This is a genomic window from Enterobacter sp. 186315 (assembly GCF_053290175.1).
The window spans coordinates 276,736-300,353 of record NZ_JBPTTK010000003.1 but is presented as its reverse complement, the minus strand read 5'-3'; the positions used below and the strand labels follow the sequence as shown (position 1 = coordinate 300,353).

The window sequence follows — 23,618 nt, the reverse complement described above, 5'->3', positions numbered from 1 at the left end:
GGTGCGTTGACACCGGAGCCGTGAGATTAACGCGGCAGGGCGGTGCCCCATTCACGCCACTCTTTCGGTTCACTCTCCAGCAGCAGGAAATGTTTACCCGGCTGCGCTTTCGGCGCCAGCGGCGTGCCTGGCGGCGTGGCGAAGGCGATACCTCCGCGAATGAACTGGTTGAATGTCCCGGTTTTCACCACGCCACCGGTCAGGCCAAAGTCAAGCGAATAGCCTGACGCCAGCCAGAACACCGAGTTGTTGCGCACCAGATGCTGATAACGCTCGCTGATCCGCAGTCCTACCATCACGCGGTCGGACAGGGTCCCAAGCGTCAGCCCGGTGACGGTGCCCACTTCGATGCCGCGGAACAGCACCGGGGTGCCGATAGCCAGCGAGCCCGCTTCCGGGACTTCAACCACGATGCTCAGGCCATCGAGATAGCGCGAGTCGGTGATCGTCGCCTCCTGAAGCTCGAACTCACGGCGCGCGTTGCCGCGACCCGGTTCGACGTTGATGTAAGGCTGGAGGATGGTATCCAGATGCTCAACCCCTGCGGCGGAGATCTGCGGCGTGACCACGGAGAAACGGCTGCCGGAGCGGGCGAACGTCTGCACGTACTCCGGATACAGCACGGCGGTGGCCTGCACTTCGTTACGCGCGGTGATGAGGGTCAGCTTCTGGATCTGCCCGATATCAATGCCCAGATAGCGAATCGGCATACCCTCTGCCAGCTTGCCCGCATCGAAGGCGTGCAGGGTAATCTGACCACCCACGGCGCGCGCGGCGGTTTCTGACGGGAACAGAATACGCTTGTCGCCTTTGCGCATGTTCCCGCCCGCGCCGTTCAGGTTGTCGAAGCTGATGGCACCGCGCAGGGCGCGGGAAAGCGGTGACGCCTGAACGGTCAATCCGCTGCCGTTAAGCTGTACCTTCGCACCGCCCTCCGCCCAGAAGACGCTGTTTGGCGTGAGCAGCTTGCGGTACTCGGGTTTGATATGCAGTTCAATATCAAAGGCATCCGCACGCGGACGCACGGTGATCACTTCACCCACCTCAAACTTGCGGTACAGCACTACGGAACCGGCCTGAACGTCCGGCAGGGTCTCGGCGCTTAACGTGAGCGTGGTGGTCGGCAGATCGCTCAGGCTGTTTTCAATAGCCTTATCCAGGTTGGCATACAGCGGATAGCTTTCGCGAAGCTGTCCTTTGTTGCCCGGCAAAATGCGCACGCCGCCGTTGATCCACTCGCTGGCGCTGGCGCCCAGAAACTCGACGCCGTCCAGCCCAACCTTCACGTCCACGCGGCTGTTCACCACGAATTTGCTGTCGCCGCGAACCAGATCGCTGTATTGCGGGTCGATAGCGGCAGAGAAGGTGACCCCTTTCTCCGTGAGCTTGCGTTCGAGCACCTGTCCGACCTGCACGCCGTGCAGGATCAGCGGCTGTCCGGCGTCAATCCCGTAGCTTTCCGGAGCCGTGAGGGTGACCGTCAGCACCCCCGGTTTTTGCAGCAGCGCCTTGTCCGCCGGAGCGATAACAAAATTATTGCTCGGCTGTCCTTCGCCCGGTATCAGCTCGAAGGTGTTGCCGGTCAGCAGGCTGCTGATGTTGGCGTCGCTAAGAGAGAGTTTAGGGCTGCGCATCTCAATGCGCGTTTTCTCGCGCAGCAGATCCACCACGCTCGGGTCGACGGTCATCTCCCCGGTGACGGAGCCGCCCGGATTGAGCGTCATTTTAGTGAGCTGCCCAACTTCAAGTCCCTGATACATCAGCGGGGTTGAACCGGCCTTGAGACCCTGCGCGCCGGGCAGGGCGAGTTTAACGATCACGCCGCGCTGGCTGTGGGCCAGGTCGGCATACAGCCCGAAGGTGTCATCCGCGTCCGCCGGGTTAGAGCCCTCCGGGGAATCGAAGGCGATGGCGCCGTTGACCAGCGCCGCCAGGCTTTCGAGCTTCACTTTGGCACCGCTCAGGCTCACGTCGGCATCCACCCCGGAGACATTCCAGAAGCGGCTGCCTTTTTTGACCAGGTTGGTGAAGCGTCGCTCGATCAGCACGTCAATCGTCACACCCTGTTTGTTCGGGTTGATGGCGTAATCGTAGACGCGCCCGACGGGGATCTTGCGGAAATAGACCAGCGAGCCGCTGTTCAGGGAGCCGAGATCTGGCGCCTGAAGATGGATCATCAGATCGCCGTTGTTAAGACGATATTTGGGCTGGGTATCCAGCGCGACGAAATGGTCCTGCGGCTCGCCTTTGCCCGGCATCATGCCGATATAGTTGCCGCCGACCAGCGCGTCCAGCCCCGACACGCCCGCCAGAGAGGCTTTAGGCGTGACCAGCCAGAACTGCGTTTCATTGCGCAAGGCATCTTTCATGTCGGATTTAATGCTGGCGCGGACCTGAATTTTATTCAGCCCTTTGCCCAGCGTGACGTCCTGAACCGTACCCACTTCGACCCCCTGGAAGCGAACGGGGGTACGCCCGGCGACGATACCGTCGGCGGACTGGAAGTCGATAGTGATGGTGTTACCGCGATCCTGATAGCTCGTCCAGACGAGCCAGCCGGCAATCATCAGCGCGATGACCGGCAGCAACCAGAAGGGAGAAATGCGGCGTTTCGTTTTAATTCTCGCTTCAGTCGGCGAAGCGGGCGTTTCCTGACTCATGTGCGTCCCAAAGTAAGCGGCTGTCCAGCCATTCCACTGCAAGAATAGTCAATATCACCGCAGAGCCGAAATAAAAAGCCGCGGGTCCCATTGTAAAAGCAAGCAACTGATCGCGATTGATGAGCGACATCGTCAACGAAATCACGAACAGATCCAACATCGACCAGCGGCCAATCCAGGTGACGAACCGCAGGAGGAGAATACGCGTGCGCAGCCCTTGCTCGCATTTAAAGTGAATACTGATAAGCAGCGTAAACATCACCACCACTTTGGTGAACGGCACCAGAATACTGGCGATGAAAACGATAGCCGCCACGCCAACGTTGCTGTCCGCGAGCGAAATAATGCCCGACAGAATAGTATCTTCTTGCCTGCCCCCGTTAACGTAGATCACTGAAATTGGAAGCATGTTCGCAGGTAAGAGGAACATGACCGAGGCAATCAGCGCCGCCCAGCATTTTTGCAGGCTGTTGTTGCGCCGATACCGTAACGGGATGTGGCAGCGCTTGCACCGTCCACGCGCGTCCGGCAGCCCCGTGTAGTGGCAGCCGAGACAAACCCGTAGGTTGTTATCCGGTCGCGTGGCGGGGCGCTGGGGATAAAATCGCTCCCAGAGCTGCTCCACGTTCAGATGGATAAGGGTCAAAATACTGAGTATTACCAGCGCGATAAAGGCCACCAGGCCAATACCCGGCTGCAAAAAAGCGTAGTCCTTAACCTTGATAGACGCCACGCCGATGCCGACAAGATAGATATCCAGCATCACCCACTCTTTGAGCTTCTCCAGCATCAGCAGCACCGGGCGAAGATTCATGCCCAGTATGTTGCCAAACCAGAGATAGGCGATGGCGGCAACCAGAATCAGCGGCGCGCCAATGGTGCAGAACAGCACCATCGCGGCGGTGAGCGGGTCGCCCTGGCGGGTCATCTGCCAGATGCCCTGGAGCACGTTCGCATCGATACGCGTCCCAAGCAGATACAGTTTGAGCAGCGGCTCGCTCCAGGCGAAGGGCATCAGCAGCAACATTGTTACCGCCATTGCGGCCAGCCGGGTTAACGACCAGTCGCGTCCACTACGGATTTTTGCGTCGCAGCGAGGACAAAATGCACTTTGGTGCGATTTCATCTTCGGCAACATAAAAAGCGTATCGCACTGAGGGCAACGCTGATAATGTGCACGAGGCAGCGCATCGCTGACCGCATGGACCGTTATCTTCTTTGCCGGTGTTAGGTTGTGTGTTTTTAAGGCCATCAGTCGCGCACAGAATAAGTATTGTTGAAGCTTATATTAACTCATGAATGGATTCACCTTGAGCATGAGCGCATTTAATGCTTATTTTAATAGGCTTTGCGGTCATTGTGTAAGATAACCAAGTGATTGAATAATGAACAAAACAGAATTCTACGCGGATTTGAACCGCGACTTTCAGGCGTTGATGGCGGGTGAAACCAGCTTCTTAGCCACTCTGGCAAATACAAGTGCGTTACTGTTTGAGCGCCTTTCTGACGTGAACTGGGCGGGCTTCTATCTTCTTGAAGACGACACGCTGGTGCTCGGTCCGTTTCAGGGCAAAATTGCCTGCGTGCGTATTCCTGTCGGTCGTGGCGTGTGCGGCACTGCCGTGGCGCAAAACGAGGTTCAGCGCGTTGAAGATGTCCACGCCTTTGACGGCCACATTGCCTGCGATGCGGCCAGCAATTCTGAAATCGTACTGCCGCTGGTGGTGAAAAATCAGATTATTGGCGTACTGGACATCGACAGTACGGTCTTCAGCCGCTTTACGGCGGAGGATGAGCAGGGGCTGCGCGAGCTCGTTGCTCATCTGGAAATGGTGCTGGCAGGCACCGATTATCAAAAATTCTTTGCGAGCGTCGCAGGATAATCAACGGATAACGTAGCATTTACTGATAGCGTCATTATAATGACGCCTGTTCATGCCTGCGCTTGTTGGCAACGTCCGTTGTAATCAGGAAATTTCATGGAAAATCAACCTAAGTTGAATAGCAGTAAAGAAGTTATCGCATTTCTGGCCGAGCGTTTCCCACAGTGCTTCAGCGCTGAAGGCGAAGCTCGTCCCCTGAAAGTCGGTATTTTTCAGGATTTGGTAGCACGCGTTGAAGGCGAGATGAATCTCAGCAAAACCCAGCTGCGTTCTGCCTTACGTCTTTATACTTCGAGCTGGCGCTACCTGTACGGTATCAAGCCGGGCGCGACGCGCGTCGATCTCGACGGCAACCCGTGTGGTGAGCTGGACGAGCAGCACGTAGAGCACGCTCGCAAGCAGCTGGAAGAAGCCAAAGCGCGCGTTCAGGCACAGCGTGCTGAACAGCAGGCGAAAAAACGCGAAGCCGCAGCGGCAAACGGTCAGGAAGATGCGCCGCGTCGCGAGCGCAAACCACACCCTGCACCGCGTCGTAACGAGAACAACGATCGCAAACCGCGTACTGACAAACCAGCCGCCGCAAAAGCCCCGCGCGCGCCTCGTGAAGAGCGCCATACCCCAGTTTCTGACATCAACGCGCTGAGCGTAGGTCAGGCGCTGAAGGTCAAAGCGGGTAACAATGCGATGGACGCCACCGTACTGGAAATCACCAAAGATGGCGTTCGTGTACAGCTGACTTCTGGTATGTCAATGATTGTACGCGCAGAACACTTGTTGTTCTGAAACGGAGGCCAAGCCTGGCATGAACACTTTTTTTAAGCTCACCGCGCTGGCTGGCCTGTTTGCCATAACAGGTCACGCCTTCGCTGTGGACGATATTACGCGTGTCGATCAAATTCCGGTGTTAAAGGAAGAGACTCAGCACGCGACGGTGAGCGAGCGCGTGACGTCGCGCTTTACGCGTTCGCATTATCGTCAGTTCGATCTTGATCAGGCCTTTTCGGCCAAAATCTTCGACCGCTATCTGAACCTGCTGGACTACAGCCATAACGTGCTGTTGGCCAGCGACGTAGAGCAGTTTGCGAAACGTAAAGCCCAGGTGGGTGATGAACTGCGCTCCGGCAAGCTGGATCTGTTCTACGACCTGTATAACCAGGCGCAGAAGCGTCGCTTTGAGCGTTATCAATACGCTCTGAAAGTGCTGGAACGTCCAATGGACTTCACCGGTACTGACACCTTCAATCTGGATCGCAGCAAAGCGCCCTGGCCGAAAGACGAAGCCGAGCTGAACGCGCTGTGGGACGGAAAAGTCAAATATGACGAGCTGAGCCTTAAGCTGGCCGGCAAAGACGAAAAAGAGATCCGTGACACGCTGACGCGTCGTTATAAGTTCGCTATTCGTCGTCTGGCGCAAACCAACAGTGAAGATGTCTTCTCACTGGCTATGACCGCGTTTGCCCACGAAATTGACCCGCACACCAACTATCTCTCCCCGCGCAATACCGAACAGTTCAACACCGAAATGAGCCTTTCTCTGGAGGGTATCGGTGCGGTACTGCAAATGGACGATGACTATACGGTCATCAACTCCATGGTGGCCGGTGGTCCGGCGTCCAAAAGCAAAGCCATCAGCGTTGGCGATCGCATTGTCGGCGTCGGCCAGACCGGGCAGAACATGGTGGATGTGATCGGCTGGCGTCTTGATGATGTGGTCGCGCTGATCAAAGGGCCTAAGGGCAGCAAAGTCCGCCTGGAAATTCTCCCTGCCGGTAAAGGTACCAAAACCCGCATCGTTACCCTGACCCGTGAGCGTATCCGTCTGGAAGATCGCGCGGTGAAAATGTCGGTGAAGACCGTCGGTAAACAGAAGGTAGGCGTGCTGGATATCCCGGGCTTCTACGTGGGTCTGACCGACGATGTGAAAGTGCAGTTGCAGAAGCTCGACAAGCAAAACGTCAGCAGCATCATCATCGATCTGCGCAGCAACGGCGGCGGGGCATTGACCGAAGCGGTTTCGCTCTCTGGCCTGTTTATCCCGTCTGGTCCGGTTGTGCAGGTGCGTGATAACAACGGTAAAGTGCGTGAAGACGCCGATACCGATGGCGTGGTCTACTACAAAGGCCCGCTGGTTGTTTTAGTCGATCGCTTTAGCGCCTCTGCTTCTGAAATCTTCGCTGCGGCGATGCAGGATTATGGCCGTGCGCTGATTGTCGGTGAACCTACGTTTGGTAAAGGCACCGTTCAGCAATACCGTTCTTTGAACCGTATTTACGATCAGATGCTGCGTCCGGAATGGCCTGCGCTGGGTTCCGTTCAGTACACCATTCAGAAGTTCTACCGTGTGAACGGCGGCAGTACGCAGCGTAAAGGCGTAACGCCAGACATCATGATGCCAACCGGCACGGAAGAGACTGAAACCGGCGAGAAGTTTGAAGATAACGCACTGCCGTGGGATAGCATCAACGCCGCGACGTTCGTGAAATCCGGTGATATGACCCAGTTTGGTCCTGAGCTGTTAAAAGACCATAACGAGCGCATCGCAAAAGATCCTGAGTTCCAGTACATCATGAAGGATATTGCCCGTTTCAATGCCCTGAAAGCGAAGCGGAACATCGTTTCTCTGAACTACGCCCAGCGTGAGAAAGAGAACAACGAGGATGATGCAACGCGTCTGGCGCGTATCAACGATCGCTTCAAGCGAGAAGGCAAGCCTCTGCTCAAGAAACTGGACGATCTGCCAAAAGATTACCAGGAGCCGGATCCGTATCTCGACGAGACCGTACACATCGCGCTCGACCTGGCGAATCTGGAAAAAGACAAGCCTGCCGTGCAACCTGCACCGGCAAAATAATCCCCAACAGGCACAAGAGATTGTGCCTGTTCTTTTTAGTTCTGCATCCTCCCGTCAATCAGCATTTTAATTGTGTAAAGTTGTGTCTTTCTGGTGACTTACGCCCTCTGAATCCTTGAAAATAGCCGCAATACCCATACGATGTGGGTAATCGCATAGTGCGTTTTGTTAAACTGAGGTTAAAAGAAAATTATGATGCGAATCGCGCTCTTCCTGGTCACCAACCTGGCGGTTATGGTGGTATTCGGGCTGGTGCTAAGCCTGACAGGAATTCAGTCGAGCAGCGTTCAGGGTCTGTTGATTATGGCGCTGCTGTTTGGTTTCGGTGGTTCCTTCGTGTCCCTGCTGATGTCGAAGTGGATGGCGCTGAAATCCGTGGGTGGTGAAGTCATTGAACAACCGCGTAACGATATGGAACGCTGGTTGATGAACACCGTTGCACAGCAGTCTCAGCAGGCGGGCATCGCCATGCCGCAGGTGGCTATTTACCATGCGCCAGACATCAACGCGTTCGCCACCGGCGCGCGTCGTGATGCTTCTCTGGTTGCGGTGAGCACCGGCCTGTTGCAGAACATGAGCCGTGACGAAGCCGAAGCGGTCATCGCTCACGAAATCAGCCATATCGCCAACGGTGACATGGTGACCATGACCCTGATCCAGGGCGTGGTGAACACCTTCGTGATCTTTATTTCCCGTATTCTGGCGCAGATCGCCGCTGGCTTTATGGGCGGCAACCGTGATGAAGGTGAAGAGAGCAACGGTAACCCGCTGATCTATTTCGCCGTGTCGATGGTGCTGGAGCTAGTGTTCGGTATTCTGGCAAGCATCATTACCATGTGGTTCTCGCGCCACCGCGAATTCCACGCGGATGCGGGCTCTGCGAAACTGGTCGGCCGTGAGAAGATGATTGCCGCGTTGCAGCGTCTGAAAACCAGCTACGAGCCGCAGGAAGCCAACAGCATGATGGCGTTCTGCATCAACGGTAAATCCAAATCGTTGAGCGAGCTGTTTATGTCTCACCCGCCGCTGGATAAGCGTATCGAAGCGCTGCGCAGTGGGGAATACCTGAAGTAATTCGAATGGTGCAGAAAGAGCCGGGCTGGAGGAGACTCCGCCCGGCTTTTTTTATGCCTGCGCGCGGGGCTGGGTGACGCGGAGCCCGCTCACAATCGCGGCGATGGTCGCCAGCGTGCCTGCGGTAAACAGCGCGACGTGCGTTGCGTTTTGCCCGGCAAGGTTAAACATCAGGGCGACCAGTGCGGCCCCGGTGCTTTGCCCAAGCAGACGCGCGGTTCCCAGCATGCCGCTGGCACCGCCGCTGCGGTGGCGCGGCGCGGAGGTGATAATAGTGTGGTTATTCGGCGACTGGAACAGACCAAACCCGGCACCGCAGAGGATCATACGCCAGATAATATCCAGATCCGACGGCGAGGAAGGCAGCATCGCCAGGGCGAAAAGACCGGCTGCCATCACCACCAGGCCGAGCGCCCCAAGCAGTCCGGCATGAACCCGCTCAATTAAATAGCCTGCCAGCGGCGCCATCACCATGGTTGCCAGCGGCCACGGCGTTAACAGCAGGCCCGTTTCTACTTCGCTTCGACCTATCACGCTTTGCAAAAAGAAGGGCAGGGCGACCAGCGCCAGCATCTGGGCGCAGAAGGAACAAATTGAAGTGCAGATAGAGAGCGAAAACAGCGGGATACGCAGCAGATCGACAGGCAGCAACGGCACGGGTAACGACAGCTGACGGCGCACGAAGAAGAAGCCGATAAACAGCATCGCCACCACCTCTGCAATGACCAGAGTCAACGACTGTCCCTGCGCGAAGCCGCTAAGGGCAGTGATCAGCAGACCAAAGGTCAGCGCGTTCATGACCGCGCTCGGCAGGTCAAACTTCGGCATGGCGCTTTTCGGGCCGTTGGCGGGCAGATAGCGCAGGGCAAAGACGATGGCAATAATGCCCAGCGGAACGTTAATCGCAAACAGCCACTGCCATGAAGCCACGGAAAGTATGGCGGCGGCGATGGTTGGCCCGGCGGCGGAAGAGACCGCGACGATAAACGAGTTAATCCCCATCCCGCGCCCCAGATGGCGCTGCGGATAGATAAGGCGTATCAGCGCGGTATTCACGCTCATCAGCGCCGCACCCCCGAAGCCCTGGGCGATACGCGCGATCGTCAGCATATGCAGCGAGTCGGAGAGGGCGCAAAAAAGCGAGGTCAGCGTAAAGACGGCCAGACCACACTGGTAGACCCGGCGGTAGCCAAACATATCGCCCAGAAACGAGAGCGAAAGCAGAGAAACGACAATCGCTATCTGATACGCGTTTACGATCCAGATAGAGCTGGCGGGGGACGCGTGGAGGTCGCTGGCGATGGTAGGTAGCGCAACGTTTGCAATAGCGCCGTCAAGCACGGCCATTGAAATACCAATAATAATGGTGGCAATCGCCCCGTACCGTTGTGGCAGGAGCAGCCCATCAGAAGGATTTTTTTCCATGGAAATGAAAAGCTCAGGGTGAAATTATTCTCAGAGTAACTATTTTAGCATCGTTAATTCCGTTTTATGTCGCAGATTTGTAACGAAGTAACCGCGGATTGATTGCAGGCAGCAGGGCGGGAATTTATAATAAAAACCGGTTCTGATTTTTATAAAACACTCTCCATGAGGTGATAAATGGCAATTGCAGATTTGGATAAGCAGCCAGATTCTGTTTCTTCCGTGCTGAAGGTGTTTGGCATCTTGCAGGCGCTCGGAGAAGAGCGTGAAATTGGTATTACAGAGTTATCGCAGCGTGTGATGATGTCGAAAAGCACCGTTTATCGCTTTTTGCAAACCATGAAGTCCTTAGGCTACGTCGCGCAGGAAGGCGAATCAGAGAAATATTCTCTGACGCTGAAGCTGTTTGAGCTGGGCGCGCGTGCGCTTCAGAACGTCGATCTTATTCGCAGCGCGGACATCCAGATGCGCGAACTGTCTCGTCTGACGAAAGAGACCGTCCACCTGGGCGCGCTGGATGAAGACAGCATTGTGTACATCCACAAAATCGATTCCATGTACAACCTGCGCATGTATTCGCGCATCGGTCGTCGTAACCCGCTGTACAGTACCGCGATTGGTAAAGTGCTGCTGGCGTGGCGCGATCGCGAAGAGGTGAAGCAGATCCTGGAAGGCGTGGAATATAAGCGCAGCACCGAGCGCACGATCACCACTACCGAGGAACTGTTAACGGTGCTCGATAAAGTGCGTGAGCAGGGCTACGGCGAAGATAACGAAGAACAGGAAGAAGGGCTGCGCTGCATCGGCGTTCCGGTATTTGACCGTTTCGGCGTTGTCATTGCCGGGCTGAGTATCTCCTTCCCGACCCTGCGTTTCTCTGAAGAACGTCTGCACGAGTACGTCGCGATGCTGCACACGGCGGCGCGTAAAATCTCTGAACAGATGGGCTATAACGACTATCCGTTTTAAGGCCCGTTAACGCAAAAACGCCGCATCAGTGCGGCGTTTTTTTTGAAACATGAACCCGTTAGCCATTATCGATGACGACGGCGGACTTACGCAGTACCGGGCAGTTTGTTAACCCGATTAATCCACTATCCGAGTGAATGTACTGAGCGGTGCTCACGCCCTGGGCAGTGAGGTACTTACACTGGATGCCCAGACCGGCTGCATTTTCGGTGCTTCCCACAAGCACGCCATAACCTGTTAATAAAAGACCAATCCACAGGATGGCCAGCGCAATAACTACCCGGATGATTATTCGCATCATCGCCTCTTTTTCTTAGTTGTCATACCATTAAGCCTAATGAGATTACGATATGAAACAAGTGCAGAATTCCTAAAACCAGTTGATGACGCTACAGTTAGCCCCTGTTTAAGATAGTCATGATAACCTGGGGACATCGGATCATAAGACGGAGTATGGAGTGAAAAAAATACGCTGGGTAATTCTGATAATCGTACTGATTGCCTGTGTGGTGTTGTGGACGCAGACGATCAATGTGATGTGCGATCAGGATGTACAGTTCTTTAGTGGCGTTTGTGCAATAAACAAGTTTATTCCGTGGTAAGAGGCATTTTTTCTTCAGGTGATTTCCTTCCTTCACGCCAGTGGTAAAATGGCCGTTTTTATTGAGGTGGTGAAATGGGTGAATTACTGAATTCAGGGCTGCTGAGTATGGCGTCCCTGGTGGTTTCGTTGGTGGTACTGGTTGTGGGGCTGATCCTGTGGTTCTTCATCAACCGCGCCAGTTCACGCACTAACGAACAGATTGAGCTGCTTGAAGCGCTGCTCGATCAGCAGAAACGTCAGACTGCTCTGCTGCGCCGTCTGTGTGAAGCAAACGAACCAGAAGTAAAAGACGCGCCAAAAGAGGCCGTTGCACAAGAGAAAGAAGACGACGATTTCATCCGCCTGGTGGCAGAACGTTAAACCGTCATTCACGGGAGGTGGTGTGGTCTGGATTTATCCTGAATATGACCCCTCCCTGAAGTATCCCCCGTACTGCCATCCCCCCTAGTCATTATCAAAAAATCCTGTAGCCCCTTTGAAACATCACCCTTAATAATGTAGCGCCAGTTAACGATCGATTCAGCGTACTGAAAACTGGCGAATATTTATGCTTAGCTATCTCGTCGCTTCGCTGCATATATTCTGCATGGCACCGCCGTGCCGGGAGTTTTATTTCTATCGAAACGTTTTGCTTGCCTCTTTTTGAAGCAGGTTCATAAAAATTTCATTATTTTGGTGCATGGCGTTCTTATTAAATGGCGAATTTTAATACAGTAAGAAGAAACTTATTAACATGTTTTCTTTCAATGTTAACGGCTCAACGCGTTGCAATGATTTGAGCATAACTTTTCACAAATTGTTCTATATCAATCATTGCGCAAAGGAAAATTTTGCGCGTTTCTGGACGCATTCAGATGAATGAACTATCTTAAAAAAGTCTTAGATTACAGGGGCTGCGGACGTTGCCCTGGGCAGTATAGTCTGGCATAGCGTTTTGTTATCACGGAGCATAATTGTGCAAAGAGTAACAGGGCTGCGCCAGAATTTGTGCGGCGGATCGAGACACGTTTAAAAATGGCTTGCCATAATTAACGTTGTATGTGATAACACGTTTTGGGTCAAACGAGGTACAGTTCTGTTTATGTGTGGCATTTTCAGTAAAGAAGTCCTGAGTAAACACGTTGTCGTTGAATACCGCTTCTCTGCCGAACCTTATATTAGTGCCTCAAGCAGTAATGTCTCAGTTTTATCTAAGTCAATGCCTGCGGGCTAAGAAAACACTCTAAGGAATTTTGCAAATGGCAAAGATTAAAGGTCAAGTTAAGTGGTTCAACGAGTCTAAAGGTTTTGGTTTCATTACTCCTGCTGACGGCAGCAAAGACGTGTTCGTACACTTCTCTGCAATCCAGGGTAACGGCTTCAAAACTCTGGCTGAAGGCCAGAACGTTGAGTTCGAAATTCAGGACGGCCAGAAAGGCCCAGCTGCGGTTAACGTTACTGCTATCTGATCGAACCACTGCTGACTGAAGCGCGATACGCTTCAATCTCAGACATAAAGCCTCGCGTCCGCGGGGCTTTTTTATTGCCTTATCTTTCAAAATATTACCAATACCTGCCTTGTTAGCACCTTGTTGCAAACCTGCGAGGTTATTAGCATTGTTTTGCCCCCTTCATTCCGTCTTTTCTCGTTAAATCAGGGCGTTGTTCAACGGTCCTGGGGTTCAGGTGAAAAAGAAAACAATGACCACTGCCGGAAACTTTACCCCGGCGCGTTTTGCTCTGCTTTGTCTCGCTATTTTTTGCAGTCTTGCCTTCCTGCTGGGGCGCGTTGCCTGGCTACAAATCATCAAACCTGACAATCTCGTTAAACAGGAAGATATGCGATCCCTGCGCGAGGTGGCGATCGACGCGCCGCGCGGGATGATTGTCGACAGAGAAAATCGTCCGCTTGCGGTAAGCGTCCCCGTCAGAGCCGTCTGGGCCGATCCGAAAACGGTGCTGGCGAAGGGCGGCGTCGGTTTTGACGATCGCTGGCAGGCTCTCGCCAGCGCATTGCACCTTTCTCTGGGCACGCTGGCTGCCCGCATCAACGCGAACCCGAAAGGGCGGTTTATCTATCTTGCGCGCCAGGTCGATCCTTCCCAGGCGCAGTGGATCGACAAGCTGAACCTTCCGGGCATCAATTTGCGCGACGAATCGCGGCGCTTTTATCCTGCCGGACACGTTGCCGCCAATCTGATTGGGTTCACCAATATCGACGGGCAGGGTATTGAAGGGGTGGAGAAAAGCTTTAACACCCAGCTTCAGGGTAAACCGGGCGTGCGGCAGGTGAGGGAAGATCGCTACGGGCGCGTGGTTGAGAATCTGACCGAGGTAGCCGCGGTGCCAGCGCATAACATCCAGTTAAGCATCGATGAACGGCTGCAAACCATCACCGAAGATGCGCTGGACAATGCCGTGGCCTGGAACAAGGCCGAGTCGGGCGCGTCGGTGCTGATCGACGTGCAGACGGGGGAGATCCTCTCGATGGCCAGCTTCCCGGACTTCAACCCCAACAACCGTGAAGGCGCCACGCTGAATGATTTTCGCAATCGCGCCATCAGCGATACCTTCGAGCCGGGCTCAACGGTCAAGCCGCTGGTGCTGATGACCGCGCTTCAGCAGGGGATCGTCCAGCCCGACAGCGTGATCGACACCCATCCCTACACCCTCGACGGCCACCGCATCCGGGACGTGGGCTATTACCCTGAGCTGACGATGACAGGGATATTGCAAAAATCGAGCGATACGGGGGTCTCCCGCCTTTCTCTGGCAATGCCCATCCAGCGCCTGCTCGACACCTACAAAAACTTCGGTTTTGGCACCAACACCGGGCTGGGCTTAACCGGGGAAAGCGCAGGCCTGTTGCCGCAGCGTAGGTTCTGGAGCCAGCTCGATCGCGCTACCTTCGCCTTTGGTTACGGGCTGATGGTCACCCCTTTGCAGCTGGCCCACGTTTACGCCACCATCGGCAGCTTTGGGCTGGAGCGCCCGCTGTCGATCACGCGCATCGACCCGCCTGTGGTGGGGCACAGAGTCATGTCCGAAGACATTGCGCACGAAGTTGAACATATGATGGAGAGCGTTGCGCTGCCGGGGGGCGGCGGGATTAAAGCGGCGGTGCGCGATTACCGGGTGGCGGTGAAGACCGGGACGGCGAAGAAAATCGGCGACGACGGTAAGTATGTCGACAAATACGTGGCCTACACCGCGGGGGTCGCGCCCGCCAGCAATCCCCGCTTTGCGCTGGTGGTGGTCATCAACGATCCGCAAAACGGGGACTACTACGGCGGTGCCGTTTCAGCCCCGGTATTCAGCGAGATCATGGGCAACGTACTGCGCCTTGAAAACGTTAAACCCGATGGCCTGGCGGCGGATTCTGACCACCTTATCGTCATGCGGTAAGCCAGGCGTTTATAACCCCGGCGATTAGCGGTACACTTTCGCCCTTTATGATTGCCCGGAGTTGCCATGTCCTTCAGTTGCCCCCTTTGCCACGCGCCGCTTGCGCGCGCTGTGAAAAACTTTACCTGTCCGCAGGGACACCAGTTTGATATGGCGAAAGAGGGGTATGTGAATCTTCTCCCGGTGCAGCACAAGCGCTCGCGGGATCCGGGCGACAGCGCGGAGATGATGCAGGCCCGCCGCGCGTTTCTGGATGCAGGGCATTATCAGCCGCTGCGCGATAGGGTCGCGGAAATCCTGGCTGACCGTCTGGCAAACGATGCAACGGCCATTCTCGATATCGGCTGTGGGGAAGGCTACTACACGGCGGCCTTTGCGGACGTGGCGCGTGCGAAAGGGGCTGATACCTTTGGCCTTGATGTCGCTAAAGTGGCTATCCGCGCGGCGGCAAAGCGTTATTCCAGCGTCACCTTCTGCGTGGCCTCAAGCCACCGTTTGCCGTTTGACGATGCCACCATGAACGCCGTTGTGCGTATTTACGCTCCCTGTAAAGCCGAAGAGCTGGCGCGCGTGGTCAAGCCCGGCGGCTGGGTCATTACCGTCACGCCGGGGCCTCGTCATCTGATGGAGCTCAAAGGGCTGATTTACGATGAGATCCGCCTGCACGCCCCGCACTCGGAACAGCTGCCCGGCTTCACCATGCAGCAGGAACAGACGGTCGCGTACGAGATGAACCTGAAAGGGGATGAAGCGGTCGCGTTACTGCAAATGACGCCTTTTGCGTGGCGGGCAAAGCCAGAGGTGTGGGAAGGTTTAGCGAAGCAGGACGCGTTTCGCTGCCAGACGGATTTCAGCATTCACTGCTGGCAGCGCGAGGGTTAACCGGCGAAGTGTGCCCAGAGGATCTGGCTACCAATGCCAATCAGCACGATACCCCCCAGAATTTCGGCGCGTTTGCCCAGCAGCGGGCCGATAAAGCGACCGACCATCATCCCCAGGGTTGACATAATCAGCGTCGCGCAGCCGATGGCCAGCGCGGTGGCAATAATGTTGACCTGAAGGAACGCCAGGCCCACCCCGACGGCCATTGCGTCAAGACTGGTGGCGATGGCGGTGGTCACCAGCAGCCAGAAGCCGTGGCGGTGCTGCGGCGCTTCGTCTTCGTCACCGTTGCCCCGGAAACCTTCAATCACCATTCGCCCGCCGAGGAACACCAGCAGCACGAAGGCGATCCAGTGGTTCCACTCCAGCACGAACTGGCTTGCGAGCATTCCCAGACCCCATCCAACTAGCGGCGTCAGCGTTTCAATAACGCCAAAAATAAGGCCGGTGCGCAGGGCTTCGGAGAATTTCGGTTTGTGCAGCGTGGCGCCTTTACCTATAGATGCTGCGAATGCATCCATGGACATGCCGAAGGCGAGAAGGAGGGTTGCGGAGATATTCATAAGAGCGTCCAGACCGGGGATATCCATATGACACATCACTGCCCCCAGTAAACAGCAGTTGATGTATCTATGGTCTCGCCTGATCTTTTTGACACAGCAAATGTGCAGAAACGATCCGTACGTGCCACGTTTTTCAACGAGTATGTTGACACGTACATTTCCTGGAACACAGGAAATCGGCTACTCCCCAACGACGGGCGCAACCTTAACATATTTTGAGAATATAAAACAACAACAGGAAGGTATTATTTAATTAACCAGTTGATAACGATTTTCATTTAGGTTTATGCGTGAAAATATCGTTAATAAATATGCGTATATTTCCGGGTTTAATATAGCTATGGCTATAATCGCTGCGTAAAAATAAGACAGATTATAGCCAGTGCTATATATTTAACTCATTGAGTTTTAACGAGTAATTTGTAGATTTTTTCGAGGTCGTCAATATTCTTGACTCGAATCAGCAGGCGACGTTGTTCTAATTGCATGACCAGCACACCGTCTTCAGATAAATTCATCTCTTTAATACGGTTATATTCTATCCACACGTTCGCAAAGAAGAACCCGTGGCTTTTAAAGATTACCTTAGGCACGCGAACCCAGAACAAATAAATGGCCATTAATACCAGCGCACATAATAACCATGTGGTTAATAATGCACCGTGGCTCATGACGTTGTTGTAAATCAGAATGACCAGCAGGCCTGCAAAGATCACGGCATCGACACGGTTGCGGCGCAGAAGAGGGATGGTGAGCAAGGTTTCGCCGTGGCGGCGGGGCATGATGAACTCATCATAAATGGCGTAAGCGAGAAGGGCAGCGATAAACAGCACCAGCACGATGTCCGTGGCAATCATTCATCCTCCAGATATAAAAAAGCCGGGGGGCGAGCCCCCGGCGTAATACGCAAAACTTACAGACCCAGCAGACCGACAGCGTAGCCCGCGATACCGATGACGAAGAAGCCAACGATAATCCACAGCGGGTTAACTTTCTTACGCAGCAGCCACATACAGGCGAAGGTCAGCAGCAGCGGCACCAGGCCAGGCATCAGCTGGTCCAGGATGGTCTGTACGGTGGTTACACGAGTCTGACCATCCTGACCGGTGATAGTCGATACCACCAGCGGGATGTTCACGTGCGTCCACTTGTTAACCAGTGCCCCCATGACAAACAGGCCGAGAATTGACGCCCCCTCGGTCAGTTTTTGCAGGAAGCCGCCGCCCATATCCTTAACGATATCCACCCCTTTACGGTAGCCGTATGCCACGCCGTAGTAACGGGTCAGCAGACGAACGGCGTTAAAGAGGATGAAGAACAGCAGTGGCCCAAGCAGGCTGCCGCTCATCGCGATACCCGCGCCGAGTGCCGCGAAGACCGGACGGACGGTACCCCAGAAGATTGGGTCACCTACGCCTGCCAGCGGCCCCATCAGACCGACTTTGATACCGTTGATGGCACCATCGTCGATCTCTGCGCCGTTAGCACGCTGCTCTTCCATCGCCAGCGTTACGCCCAGAACCGGAGCCGCTACGTATGGATGGGTGTTGAAGAATTCCAGGTGACGCTTAATCGCCTGACGACGTGCTTCGTTGTTTTCCGGGTACAGGCGTTTGATGGCCGGCACCATGGAGAAGCAGAAGCCCAGCGCCTGCATACGTTCGAAGTTCCATGAACCCTGAAACAGGTTAGAACGGATGAACACGCCACGAATATCACCCGGAGTGAGTTTTTTCTCAGTGGTAGTTTTTGTCATATCAACCATTTCGCTCACCTGCTAGTCCAGTTCGTTATCGAGATCGTTATTACCAGCAGCCTGCGCTGGGGCACCCGCCACGCGGTTGTATTTCGGGCTGAGCTGGATGTAGAGAATCGCCATGACCGCACCAATCACACCCAGAGCAACCAGGTTGAAGTTGGTGAACGCAGCGGTAACGAAGCCAAGGTAGAAGAACGGCATCAGGTAGCCCGCGCGCATCATGTTGATGACCATCGCGTAACCCACAACCACAATCATGCCACCCGCAATGTTCAGACCGCCGGTAACGACTTCAGGGATGGCGTTCAGCATGCTCTGAACTTCGCTGGTACCGACAGAGATAGCAACGATAACCGCCGGGATTGCAATACGCATCGCCTGGAGGAACAGGGACGATACGTGCAGCCAGGAAAGCGCCGTCAGGTTGCCATTTTCCGCCGCCTTATCTGCCGCGTGCTGGAACGCAACAGTGATAGTACGCACGATGATGGTCAGAACCTGGCCTGCTGCGGCCAGCGGAATTGCCAGAGCGATACCTGCACCAATGCTTTGGTGACCGGCAATAACCAGAACGGTTGAAATAATGGATGCCAGCGCGGCGTCCGGCGCAACCGCCGCACCGATGTTCATCCAGCCGAGGGCGATCATTTCCAGCGTACCACCGATGATGATACCGGTTTTCATATCACCGAGAACGGCACCAATCAGCGTACAGGCCACCAGAGGGCGGTGGAACTGAAATTCATCAAGTACGGATTCCATACCCGCAATACACGCGACGATGAACACCAGCACAATCTGAAGAGTGGTAATCTCCATTGTACTTCTCCTATTACATAAGCATTATGTGAAAAACCGGCGCGAGCTTATTTCCCGACCTTGCCGATCAAATCCATCATTTTCAGTTTCTGGTCTGTAGACACCTTGCGGGCCTCCAGCTCAATACCGCGCGCATTCAGTTTATTGAACGCCTCGATATCTTTTTCATCGACTGAAATCGCGTTGTTCACCTGGGTTTTACCCTGACGGAAAGCCATACCACCAATGTTAACGGAGGTGATTTTCACGCCGCCTTCAACAATGCGCTCGACGTCTGTCGGATTGGTAAACAGGAGCATCACGCGCTCACCCGCATATTTCGGGTTGTTATAAACGCGGATCATTTTGGCGACATCCACAACGTGCGCGGTTACGCCCGGTGGTGCTACCTGGGTCAGAAGGGTTTTACGCACGGTGTCGGCGGCAACTTCGTCACTGACAACGATAATGCGTTGAACGTTGGTCTCTTTGGTCCAGCGTGTGGCAACCTGCCCGTGGATCAGACGGTCATCGATACGCGCAAGGCCGATAACCATGTAATCGTTCGGGCCCATTGGTTTCGCCGGTGCCGCCGCTTTTGGCGCAGCCGCGGTCGCAGGAGCGGCTTTCGCCACCGGCTGCGCTTTGAGCGCTTTCACGCCTTCGCGACCGGTTTCAACGGCCAGCGCAACCAGCTCGTCAAAACTCGGGTTGTCGTCACGCGCCATGAAGGTTTCCACCAGCATCGGGATGTTCACCCCGGCGACGACTTCGTAATGTTCTTTATCGACGACAATGCGGCTTGCAGCGTTAAACGGACTGCCGCCCCATGTATCTACGAGAAATAACACGCCTTTGCTGGTATCCAGTTTCTCCAGTTGAGCATTGTATTTCACAATCAGCGTTTCGGCGTTTTCACCGGGAACGAAATCGATCCAGCCGACGTTTTCCTGCTCGCCCAACAGCATTTCTGCCGTTTTGAGTAACTGCTCCGCAGCCCAACCATGTGTGCCTATGACAATAGCAATGGTCACTTGCTACCTCCTTTTATTATCATTAATACGCCTGCCGGGCAGGCGTACTGAGAATCGTATTAGGCTGACCGAATCGATTCAGATAAGGGTTAGGGTTAAATGAACTAAGACTTCCGCGATTTATTTTAGATAGCGAAAAAATAATTTATGTGATGAAGATCCGTAATTTAGCTTCGCAGTGCAGAATTTCCTGTAAGGTTAATAACTTGTGTTACAGATGTTTGCAAAGGAAAGTAAATCTTTGCCAAAAACTCATTGCCTCTGATATGTTTAGCCTCCGTTTAATCGATCAGGAGTATAGGGCTGTAGCCCACCGTATGGACCGTCACCGACGTCAGTCATCTATCAGGCCATCTCGCGCCTCTACCCTCGGCGATCCTCGCCACGCATCCGTTGTGTCTACTAGTGATTTGCCCACAGTTTTCGGGGCACCGTTTAGTCATTCCTTTAGCAGGAGCTTGTCATGGAATTCTTAATGGACCCGTCAATCTGGGTGGGCTTACTCACGCTGGTGGTGCTGGAGATTGTTCTCGGCATCGACAACCTGGTATTCATTGCCATTCTTGCGGACAAACTGCCGCCGAAGCAGCGCGATAAAGCGCGTCTGATCGGCCTGTCGCTGGCGCTTATCATGCGACTGGCGCTGCTGTCCGTCATTTCGTGGATGGTCACGCTGACCAAACCGCTGTTCACGGTCATGGATCACAGCTTCTCGGGCCGTGATTTGATCATGCTGATCGGGGGTATCTTCCTCCTGTTTAAGGCGACGACGGAACTCCACGAACGGCTCGAAAACCGCCAGCATGGCGACGGGCACGGAAAAGGCTATGCCAGCTTCTGGGTAGTCGTTCTGCAAATCGTGGTGCTTGATGCGGTCTTCTCGCTGGATGCGGTGATCACAGCGGTAGGTATGGTGAACCACCTCCCGGTGATGATGGCGGCGGTCGTGATTGCGATGGCGGTAATGCTGCTGGCCTCCAAACCGCTGACGCGCTTTGTGAACGAGCATCCGACGGTGGTTGTACTCTGTCTGAGCTTCCTGCTGATGATCGGCCTGAGCCTGGTCGCAGAAGGCTTTGGCTTCCATATTCCGAAAGGTTACCTGTACGCGGCGATTGGTTTCTCAATCCTTATCGAGCTGTTTAACCAGATTGCGCGCCGTAACTTTATCAAGCAGCAGTCGAATCAGCCGCTGCGCGCCCGTACCGCCGACGCCATTTTGCGCCTGATGGGCGGTCGTCGTCAGGCTACCGTTCAGTCTGATAGCGAAAACCGTAACCCGGTCCCGGTCCCTGAAGGGGCGTTTGTGGAAGAAGAACGCTATATGATTAACGGCGTGCTCTCCCTGGCCTCCCGCTCGCTGCGCGGCATCATGACCCCGCGCGGTGAAATTAGCTGGGTGGATGCCAACCTGAGCGTTGCCGAAATTCGCCAGCAGTTGCTTTCCTCTCCGCACAGCCTGTTCCCGGTGTGTCGCGGCGAGCTGGATGAAATCATCGGCGTGGTGCGTGCGAAAGAGATGCTGGTCGCGCTGGAAGAGGGCGGTAACGTTGAAGCTATCGCCGCCGCCTCGCCTGCGATTGTGGTGCCGGAAACGCTGGATCCGATCAACCTGTTAGGCGTGCTGCGTCGCGCCCGCGGCAGCTTTGTTATCGTGACCAACGAGTTTGGCGTGGTGCAGGGTCTGGTGACGCCGCTGGACGTGCTGGAAGCGATTGCCGGTGAATTCCCGGATGCGGATGAAACCCCGGAAATCGTCGCGGACGGTGACGGCTGGCTGGTTAAAGGTGCGACCGATCTTCACGCGTTGTCCCACACCCTGGGCGTGGAAAACGTGGTGAACGATGAAGAAGACATCGCCACCGTGGCGGGTCTGGTTATCGCGGTGAACGGGCAAATCCCGCGCACCGGTGACGTGATCGAGCTGCCGCCGCTGCACATTACCATCGTTGAAGCGAACGATTATCGCGTTGATTTGGTGCGTATTGTTAAAGAGCAATCCGCGCACGACGAAGAAGAATAACGCGTTCTACCGTAACGGCATTAAGGGCACGATGTGCCCGTTATGATGCGCTGGCGGAGGGTGACTCCCCGCCAGCCATTTCGGAAACTCCCGCAGCGGCATCGGCCGCGCATAGAAATACCCCTGCAAAATATGAACACCGTGGCGACGCAAATAGCGCGCCTGCTCAGCGGTTTCGACCCCTTCCGCTACCAGCTCAATATTCAGCCTTTGCCCGAGAGCGATAATAATGTCCGTCACCGTCGAGTTCACCGCGTCTGTGCCGATTGCGGTGGTGAAGGACTTGTCGATTTTCAGCACGTCAGGACGCAGTTTTTCCAGCCACGAGAGCGAGCTATTGCCGGTGCCGAAGTCGTCAATGGCCAGCTTCACCCCTTTACGGTGCAGTTCGCGCACGATGCGGTAATCCACGTCCGTCAGCACGTCGCGCTCGGTCAGCTCAATAATCAGCTGCTGAACCGGGTGAGCGCTGAACCACCCGCGGTTAAGATCCTGAAGCAGGGTGGCGCGGCGAAAATGGCTGGCCGCCACGTTGATGCCGATATGAAAGCCCGGTGATGCAGGGAAATAGCCGATCTGGCGCACCGTTTCAGCAATCACGTAGCGGGTCAGCGGGACAATCAGATTATGTTCCTCGGCAAGCGGGATAAACACGTCCGGGGAGATCCAGCCCTGACGGGGATTATTCCAGCGCAGTAAAATTTCCACCCCCACGCAGTCCTGGGTACGCGCATTCACCAGCGGCTGGCAGAAGAGTTCAAACTCGCGCGCCGCCAGCCCGATATTGATTTCCCACGTAAAGCTCATGCGCCGTGCGGTGGCAAGCCAGGCGATATAGCTCACCAGCAGGCTGATCATCAACGCCAGCGGCAGCTGGGTGGGGAGATATTTCAGCGCCAGCTTGCCGGGTCCGGGGCCGCTTACGGTAATGCTGAAGGGGAAATGGCCTGATGACCTACGCAAAACGGCATCGCCGTCCTCCACGCTCAGCGTATCCGTGACCCTCTGCCCGTAGCGCAGGAAATGGTTGCCCACCGTCAGCACCACGTCGGCGATCAGCGGGCGCTGCGGCTCCAGCATCATTCGGGTAATCAGCTCGATATTGACGATCTCTATCACGCCGTCTTCACCGTCTGGCGAAACGGGATACCACTGAATAAGGATCGGGCTGCCTTTGAGCAGCATATGGTCGGTCGTCAGCAGCAGCTGCGGCTCGCCCGAGGGTAACAGAGGCTGGATTTGACGCACCAGCACGTCCCGGCTGCCAAAAACGCTCGAGCAGTACAAAACGCCATCCTTGACCAGCGCTATCGAGCGGACGGTTTGCAGCATCGCCGCCTGCTTTCGCAGTACCAGATGCGCCACGGTGCAGGGCTTGCCAACCAGCGCCTGCAATGTACTGCGGCTGTTTTCCAGCGAGAGCAACACGTTATCCAGTGCGTTAACGGTATTGCGGGTAAAGGTGAGGATCTGTTCCTGATTTATATTGCGCTGTGAAATAAAGCGAATGCCCAGCGTGAGGATGAGCGTAAGAAGGGCGACCGCTATACAGACGATCGCGCGTTTTCGGCGGTAGTCTTTTATGATCGTTTGTGCCGTTTGCATGAACAATCGCCCGATACGCCACCGGCACCAAAAGCCAGAAGCAACAGAGCAAGTGTAGTGGGGAAAAAGGGGAGCGACGAGGAGGAGAAAGAAATTCGCCCATC

At 55.0% G+C, this 23,618-nt stretch carries 22 protein-coding genes, 1 pseudogene and 1 riboswitch; of the genes and pseudogenes, 13 read left to right on the top strand and 10 right to left on the bottom strand.

What is annotated here, in order from left to right; all coding sequences use genetic code 11:
* Nucleotides 1–26 precede the first annotated feature (26 nt).
* Nucleotides 27–2,660, bottom strand: coding sequence for an MlaD family protein (locus ACSVHP_RS05535; protein ID WP_447551220.1), 2,634 nt, complete (start codon nt 2,658–2,660; stop codon nt 27–29).
* Complete coding sequence (gene yebS / locus ACSVHP_RS05530; RefSeq protein ID WP_447551219.1) at nt 2,629–3,912, bottom strand: membrane integrity lipid transport subunit YebS; 1,284 nt, start codon at nt 3,910–3,912, stop codon at nt 2,629–2,631. The genes ACSVHP_RS05535 and yebS overlap by 32 nt, the downstream gene beginning before the upstream one ends.
* A gap of 133 nt (nt 3,913–4,045) precedes the next feature.
* On the opposite strand from yebS, the gene ACSVHP_RS05525 reads away from it, so the two are divergent.
* The 4 genes from ACSVHP_RS05525 to htpX all read left to right on the top strand — a co-directional run bounded on the left by ACSVHP_RS05525 (nt 4,046) and on the right by htpX (nt 8,468).
* A complete protein-coding gene (locus tag ACSVHP_RS05525; protein WP_447551218.1) occupies nt 4,046–4,543 on the top strand; it encodes a GAF domain-containing protein in 498 nt (165 codons plus the stop codon).
* 96 nt (nt 4,544–4,639) lie between these two features.
* Nucleotides 4,640–5,326: an RNA chaperone ProQ gene (gene proQ, locus ACSVHP_RS05520; RefSeq protein WP_447551217.1), complete on the top strand. Its 687-nt coding sequence runs from the start codon at nt 4,640–4,642 to the stop codon at nt 5,324–5,326.
* Nucleotides 5,327–5,345: 19 nt separating this feature from the next.
* Nucleotides 5,346–7,394 (top strand): carboxy terminal-processing peptidase, encoded by a 2,049-nt coding sequence (gene prc, locus ACSVHP_RS05515; RefSeq protein ID WP_417313113.1) that lies wholly within the window; start codon nt 5,346–5,348, stop codon nt 7,392–7,394.
* A gap of 192 nt (nt 7,395–7,586) precedes the next feature.
* A complete protein-coding gene (htpX, locus tag ACSVHP_RS05510) occupies nt 7,587–8,468 on the top strand; it encodes a protease HtpX (RefSeq protein WP_234674479.1) in 882 nt (293 codons plus the stop codon).
* Nucleotides 8,469–8,519: 51 nt separating this feature from the next.
* On the opposite strand, the gene ACSVHP_RS05505 is transcribed toward htpX, so the two are convergent.
* On the bottom strand, nt 8,520–9,893 hold the full coding sequence (locus ACSVHP_RS05505) for an MFS transporter (RefSeq protein ID WP_447551216.1): 1,374 nt from the start codon (nt 9,891–9,893) through the stop codon (nt 8,520–8,522).
* A gap of 177 nt (nt 9,894–10,070) precedes the next feature.
* Here ACSVHP_RS05505 and kdgR point away from each other — a divergent pair, with 177 nt between their 5' ends.
* Nucleotides 10,071–10,862, top strand: coding sequence for a DNA-binding transcriptional regulator KdgR (gene kdgR, locus ACSVHP_RS05500; RefSeq protein ID WP_234674481.1), 792 nt, complete (start codon nt 10,071–10,073; stop codon nt 10,860–10,862).
* A 58-nt stretch (nt 10,863–10,920) separates the two neighbouring features.
* On the opposite strand, the gene ACSVHP_RS05495 is transcribed toward kdgR, so the two are convergent.
* On the bottom strand, nt 10,921–11,160 hold the full coding sequence (locus ACSVHP_RS05495; RefSeq protein ID WP_417315222.1) for a YobH family protein: 240 nt from the start codon (nt 11,158–11,160) through the stop codon (nt 10,921–10,923).
* A 160-nt stretch (nt 11,161–11,320) separates the two neighbouring features.
* Here ACSVHP_RS05495 and mgrB point away from each other — a divergent pair, with 160 nt between their 5' ends.
* The 6 genes and pseudogenes from mgrB (at nt 11,321) to rlmA (ending at nt 15,732) form a co-directional block, all read left to right on the top strand.
* Nucleotides 11,321–11,464, top strand: a complete 144-nt coding sequence (gene mgrB / locus ACSVHP_RS05490) for a PhoP/PhoQ regulator MgrB (protein ID WP_006175995.1) — start codon at nt 11,321–11,323, stop codon at nt 11,462–11,464.
* A 74-nt stretch (nt 11,465–11,538) separates the two neighbouring features.
* Nucleotides 11,539–11,826, top strand: a complete 288-nt coding sequence (locus ACSVHP_RS05485) for a YebO family protein (protein ID WP_234674482.1) — start codon at nt 11,539–11,541, stop codon at nt 11,824–11,826.
* A gap of 721 nt (nt 11,827–12,547) precedes the next feature.
* Nucleotides 12,548–12,692, top strand: a pseudogene (locus tag ACSVHP_RS05480) (DUF2627 domain-containing protein).
* 12 nt (nt 12,693–12,704) lie between these two features.
* Nucleotides 12,705–12,914 carry a transcription antiterminator/RNA stability regulator CspE gene (gene cspE, locus ACSVHP_RS05475; protein WP_001062678.1) on the top strand — a complete coding sequence of 70 codons (210 nt, stop codon included), beginning with the start codon at nt 12,705–12,707 and terminating at the stop codon, nt 12,912–12,914.
* Between the two features lie 232 nt (nt 12,915–13,146).
* Entirely contained in the window at nt 13,147–14,850 is a 1,704-nt protein-coding gene (gene ftsI, locus ACSVHP_RS05470) for a peptidoglycan glycosyltransferase FtsI (RefSeq protein ID WP_447551259.1), read from the top strand.
* Nucleotides 14,851–14,916: 66 nt separating this feature from the next.
* On the top strand, nt 14,917–15,732 hold the full coding sequence (gene rlmA / locus ACSVHP_RS05465; RefSeq protein WP_447551215.1) for a 23S rRNA (guanine(745)-N(1))-methyltransferase: 816 nt from the start codon (nt 14,917–14,919) through the stop codon (nt 15,730–15,732).
* Here rlmA and mntP read toward each other — a convergent pair.
* The 5 genes from mntP to manX form a co-directional block, all read right to left on the bottom strand.
* On the bottom strand, nt 15,729–16,295 hold the full coding sequence (mntP, locus tag ACSVHP_RS05460) for a manganese efflux pump MntP (RefSeq protein ID WP_447551214.1): 567 nt from the start codon (nt 16,293–16,295) through the stop codon (nt 15,729–15,731). The two genes, rlmA and mntP, sit on opposite strands and share 4 nt — an antisense overlap.
* Nucleotide 16,296: 1 nt before the next feature.
* A riboswitch (yybP-ykoY riboswitch) is annotated at nt 16,297–16,496 on the bottom strand.
* Nucleotides 16,497–16,693: 197 nt separating this feature from the next.
* Complete coding sequence (locus ACSVHP_RS05455; RefSeq protein WP_447551213.1) at nt 16,694–17,152, bottom strand: DUF986 family protein; 459 nt, start codon at nt 17,150–17,152, stop codon at nt 16,694–16,696.
* A 56-nt stretch (nt 17,153–17,208) separates the two neighbouring features.
* Nucleotides 17,209–18,060 (bottom strand): PTS mannose transporter subunit IID, encoded by an 852-nt coding sequence (locus ACSVHP_RS05450; protein WP_006810994.1) that lies wholly within the window; start codon nt 18,058–18,060, stop codon nt 17,209–17,211.
* Between the two features lie 12 nt (nt 18,061–18,072).
* Nucleotides 18,073–18,873 carry a PTS mannose transporter subunit IIC gene (gene manY, locus ACSVHP_RS05445; protein WP_012906092.1) on the bottom strand — a complete coding sequence of 267 codons (801 nt, stop codon included), beginning with the start codon at nt 18,871–18,873 and terminating at the stop codon, nt 18,073–18,075.
* 47 nt (nt 18,874–18,920) lie between these two features.
* The gene (gene manX / locus ACSVHP_RS05440) at nt 18,921–19,886 is read right to left on the bottom strand and encodes a PTS mannose transporter subunit IIAB (RefSeq protein ID WP_447551212.1); all 966 of its coding nucleotides are present in this window, start codon (nt 19,884–19,886) and stop codon (nt 18,921–18,923) included.
* A gap of 152 nt (nt 19,887–20,038) precedes the next feature.
* On the opposite strand from manX, the gene ACSVHP_RS05435 reads away from it, so the two are divergent.
* Both ACSVHP_RS05435 and yoaE read left to right on the top strand, forming a co-directional pair.
* On the top strand, nt 20,039–20,362 hold the full coding sequence (locus tag ACSVHP_RS05435; RefSeq protein ID WP_447551211.1) for a protein YoaL: 324 nt from the start codon (nt 20,039–20,041) through the stop codon (nt 20,360–20,362).
* A complete protein-coding gene (yoaE, locus tag ACSVHP_RS05430) occupies nt 20,350–21,909 on the top strand; it encodes a TerC family protein (protein ID WP_234674488.1) in 1,560 nt (519 codons plus the stop codon). Before ACSVHP_RS05435 ends, yoaE begins: the two co-directional genes overlap by 13 nt.
* Nucleotides 21,910–21,915: 6 nt before the next feature.
* Here the strand turns inward: yoaE and ACSVHP_RS05425 are convergent, their stop codons facing one another.
* Complete coding sequence (locus ACSVHP_RS05425; protein ID WP_447551210.1) at nt 21,916–23,514, bottom strand: EAL domain-containing protein; 1,599 nt, start codon at nt 23,512–23,514, stop codon at nt 21,916–21,918.
* Nucleotides 23,515–23,618: the final 104 nt, after the last annotated feature.

Coding starts and splice junctions, on each gene's coding strand:
- ACSVHP_RS05505 (WP_447551216.1), bottom strand. CDS start 9,893: ATGGAAAAAAATCCTTCTGATGGGCTGCTCCTGCCACAACGGTACGGG.
- ACSVHP_RS05425 (WP_447551210.1), bottom strand. CDS start 23,514: ATGCAAACGGCACAAACGATCATAAAAGACTACCGCCGAAAACGCGCG.
- ACSVHP_RS05455 (WP_447551213.1), bottom strand. CDS start 17,152: ATGATTGCCACGGACATCGTGCTGGTGCTGTTTATCGCTGCCCTTCTC.
- rlmA (WP_447551215.1), top strand. CDS start 14,917: ATGTCCTTCAGTTGCCCCCTTTGCCACGCGCCGCTTGCGCGCGCTGTG.
- ACSVHP_RS05525 (WP_447551218.1), top strand. CDS start 4,046: ATGAACAAAACAGAATTCTACGCGGATTTGAACCGCGACTTTCAGGCG.
- prc (WP_417313113.1), top strand. CDS start 5,346: ATGAACACTTTTTTTAAGCTCACCGCGCTGGCTGGCCTGTTTGCCATA.
- proQ (WP_447551217.1), top strand. CDS start 4,640: ATGGAAAATCAACCTAAGTTGAATAGCAGTAAAGAAGTTATCGCATTT.
- mntP (WP_447551214.1), bottom strand. CDS start 16,295: ATGAATATCTCCGCAACCCTCCTTCTCGCCTTCGGCATGTCCATGGAT.
- yoaE (WP_234674488.1), top strand. CDS start 20,350: ATGGAATTCTTAATGGACCCGTCAATCTGGGTGGGCTTACTCACGCTG.
- ftsI (WP_447551259.1), top strand. CDS start 13,147: ATGACCACTGCCGGAAACTTTACCCCGGCGCGTTTTGCTCTGCTTTGT.
- htpX (WP_234674479.1), top strand. CDS start 7,587: ATGATGCGAATCGCGCTCTTCCTGGTCACCAACCTGGCGGTTATGGTG.
- kdgR (WP_234674481.1), top strand. CDS start 10,071: ATGGCAATTGCAGATTTGGATAAGCAGCCAGATTCTGTTTCTTCCGTG.
- yebS (WP_447551219.1), bottom strand. CDS start 3,912: ATGGCCTTAAAAACACACAACCTAACACCGGCAAAGAAGATAACGGTC.
- manY (WP_012906092.1), bottom strand. CDS start 18,873: ATGGAGATTACCACTCTTCAGATTGTGCTGGTGTTCATCGTCGCGTGT.
- ACSVHP_RS05495 (WP_417315222.1), bottom strand. CDS start 11,160: ATGCGAATAATCATCCGGGTAGTTATTGCGCTGGCCATCCTGTGGATT.
- ACSVHP_RS05485 (WP_234674482.1), top strand. CDS start 11,539: ATGGGTGAATTACTGAATTCAGGGCTGCTGAGTATGGCGTCCCTGGTG.
- ACSVHP_RS05450 (WP_006810994.1), bottom strand. CDS start 18,060: ATGGTTGATATGACAAAAACTACCACTGAGAAAAAACTCACTCCGGGT.
- ACSVHP_RS05535 (WP_447551220.1), bottom strand. CDS start 2,660: ATGAGTCAGGAAACGCCCGCTTCGCCGACTGAAGCGAGAATTAAAACG.
- cspE (WP_001062678.1), top strand. CDS start 12,705: ATGGCAAAGATTAAAGGTCAAGTTAAGTGGTTCAACGAGTCTAAAGGT.
- ACSVHP_RS05435 (WP_447551211.1), top strand. CDS start 20,039: ATGAAGATCCGTAATTTAGCTTCGCAGTGCAGAATTTCCTGTAAGGTT.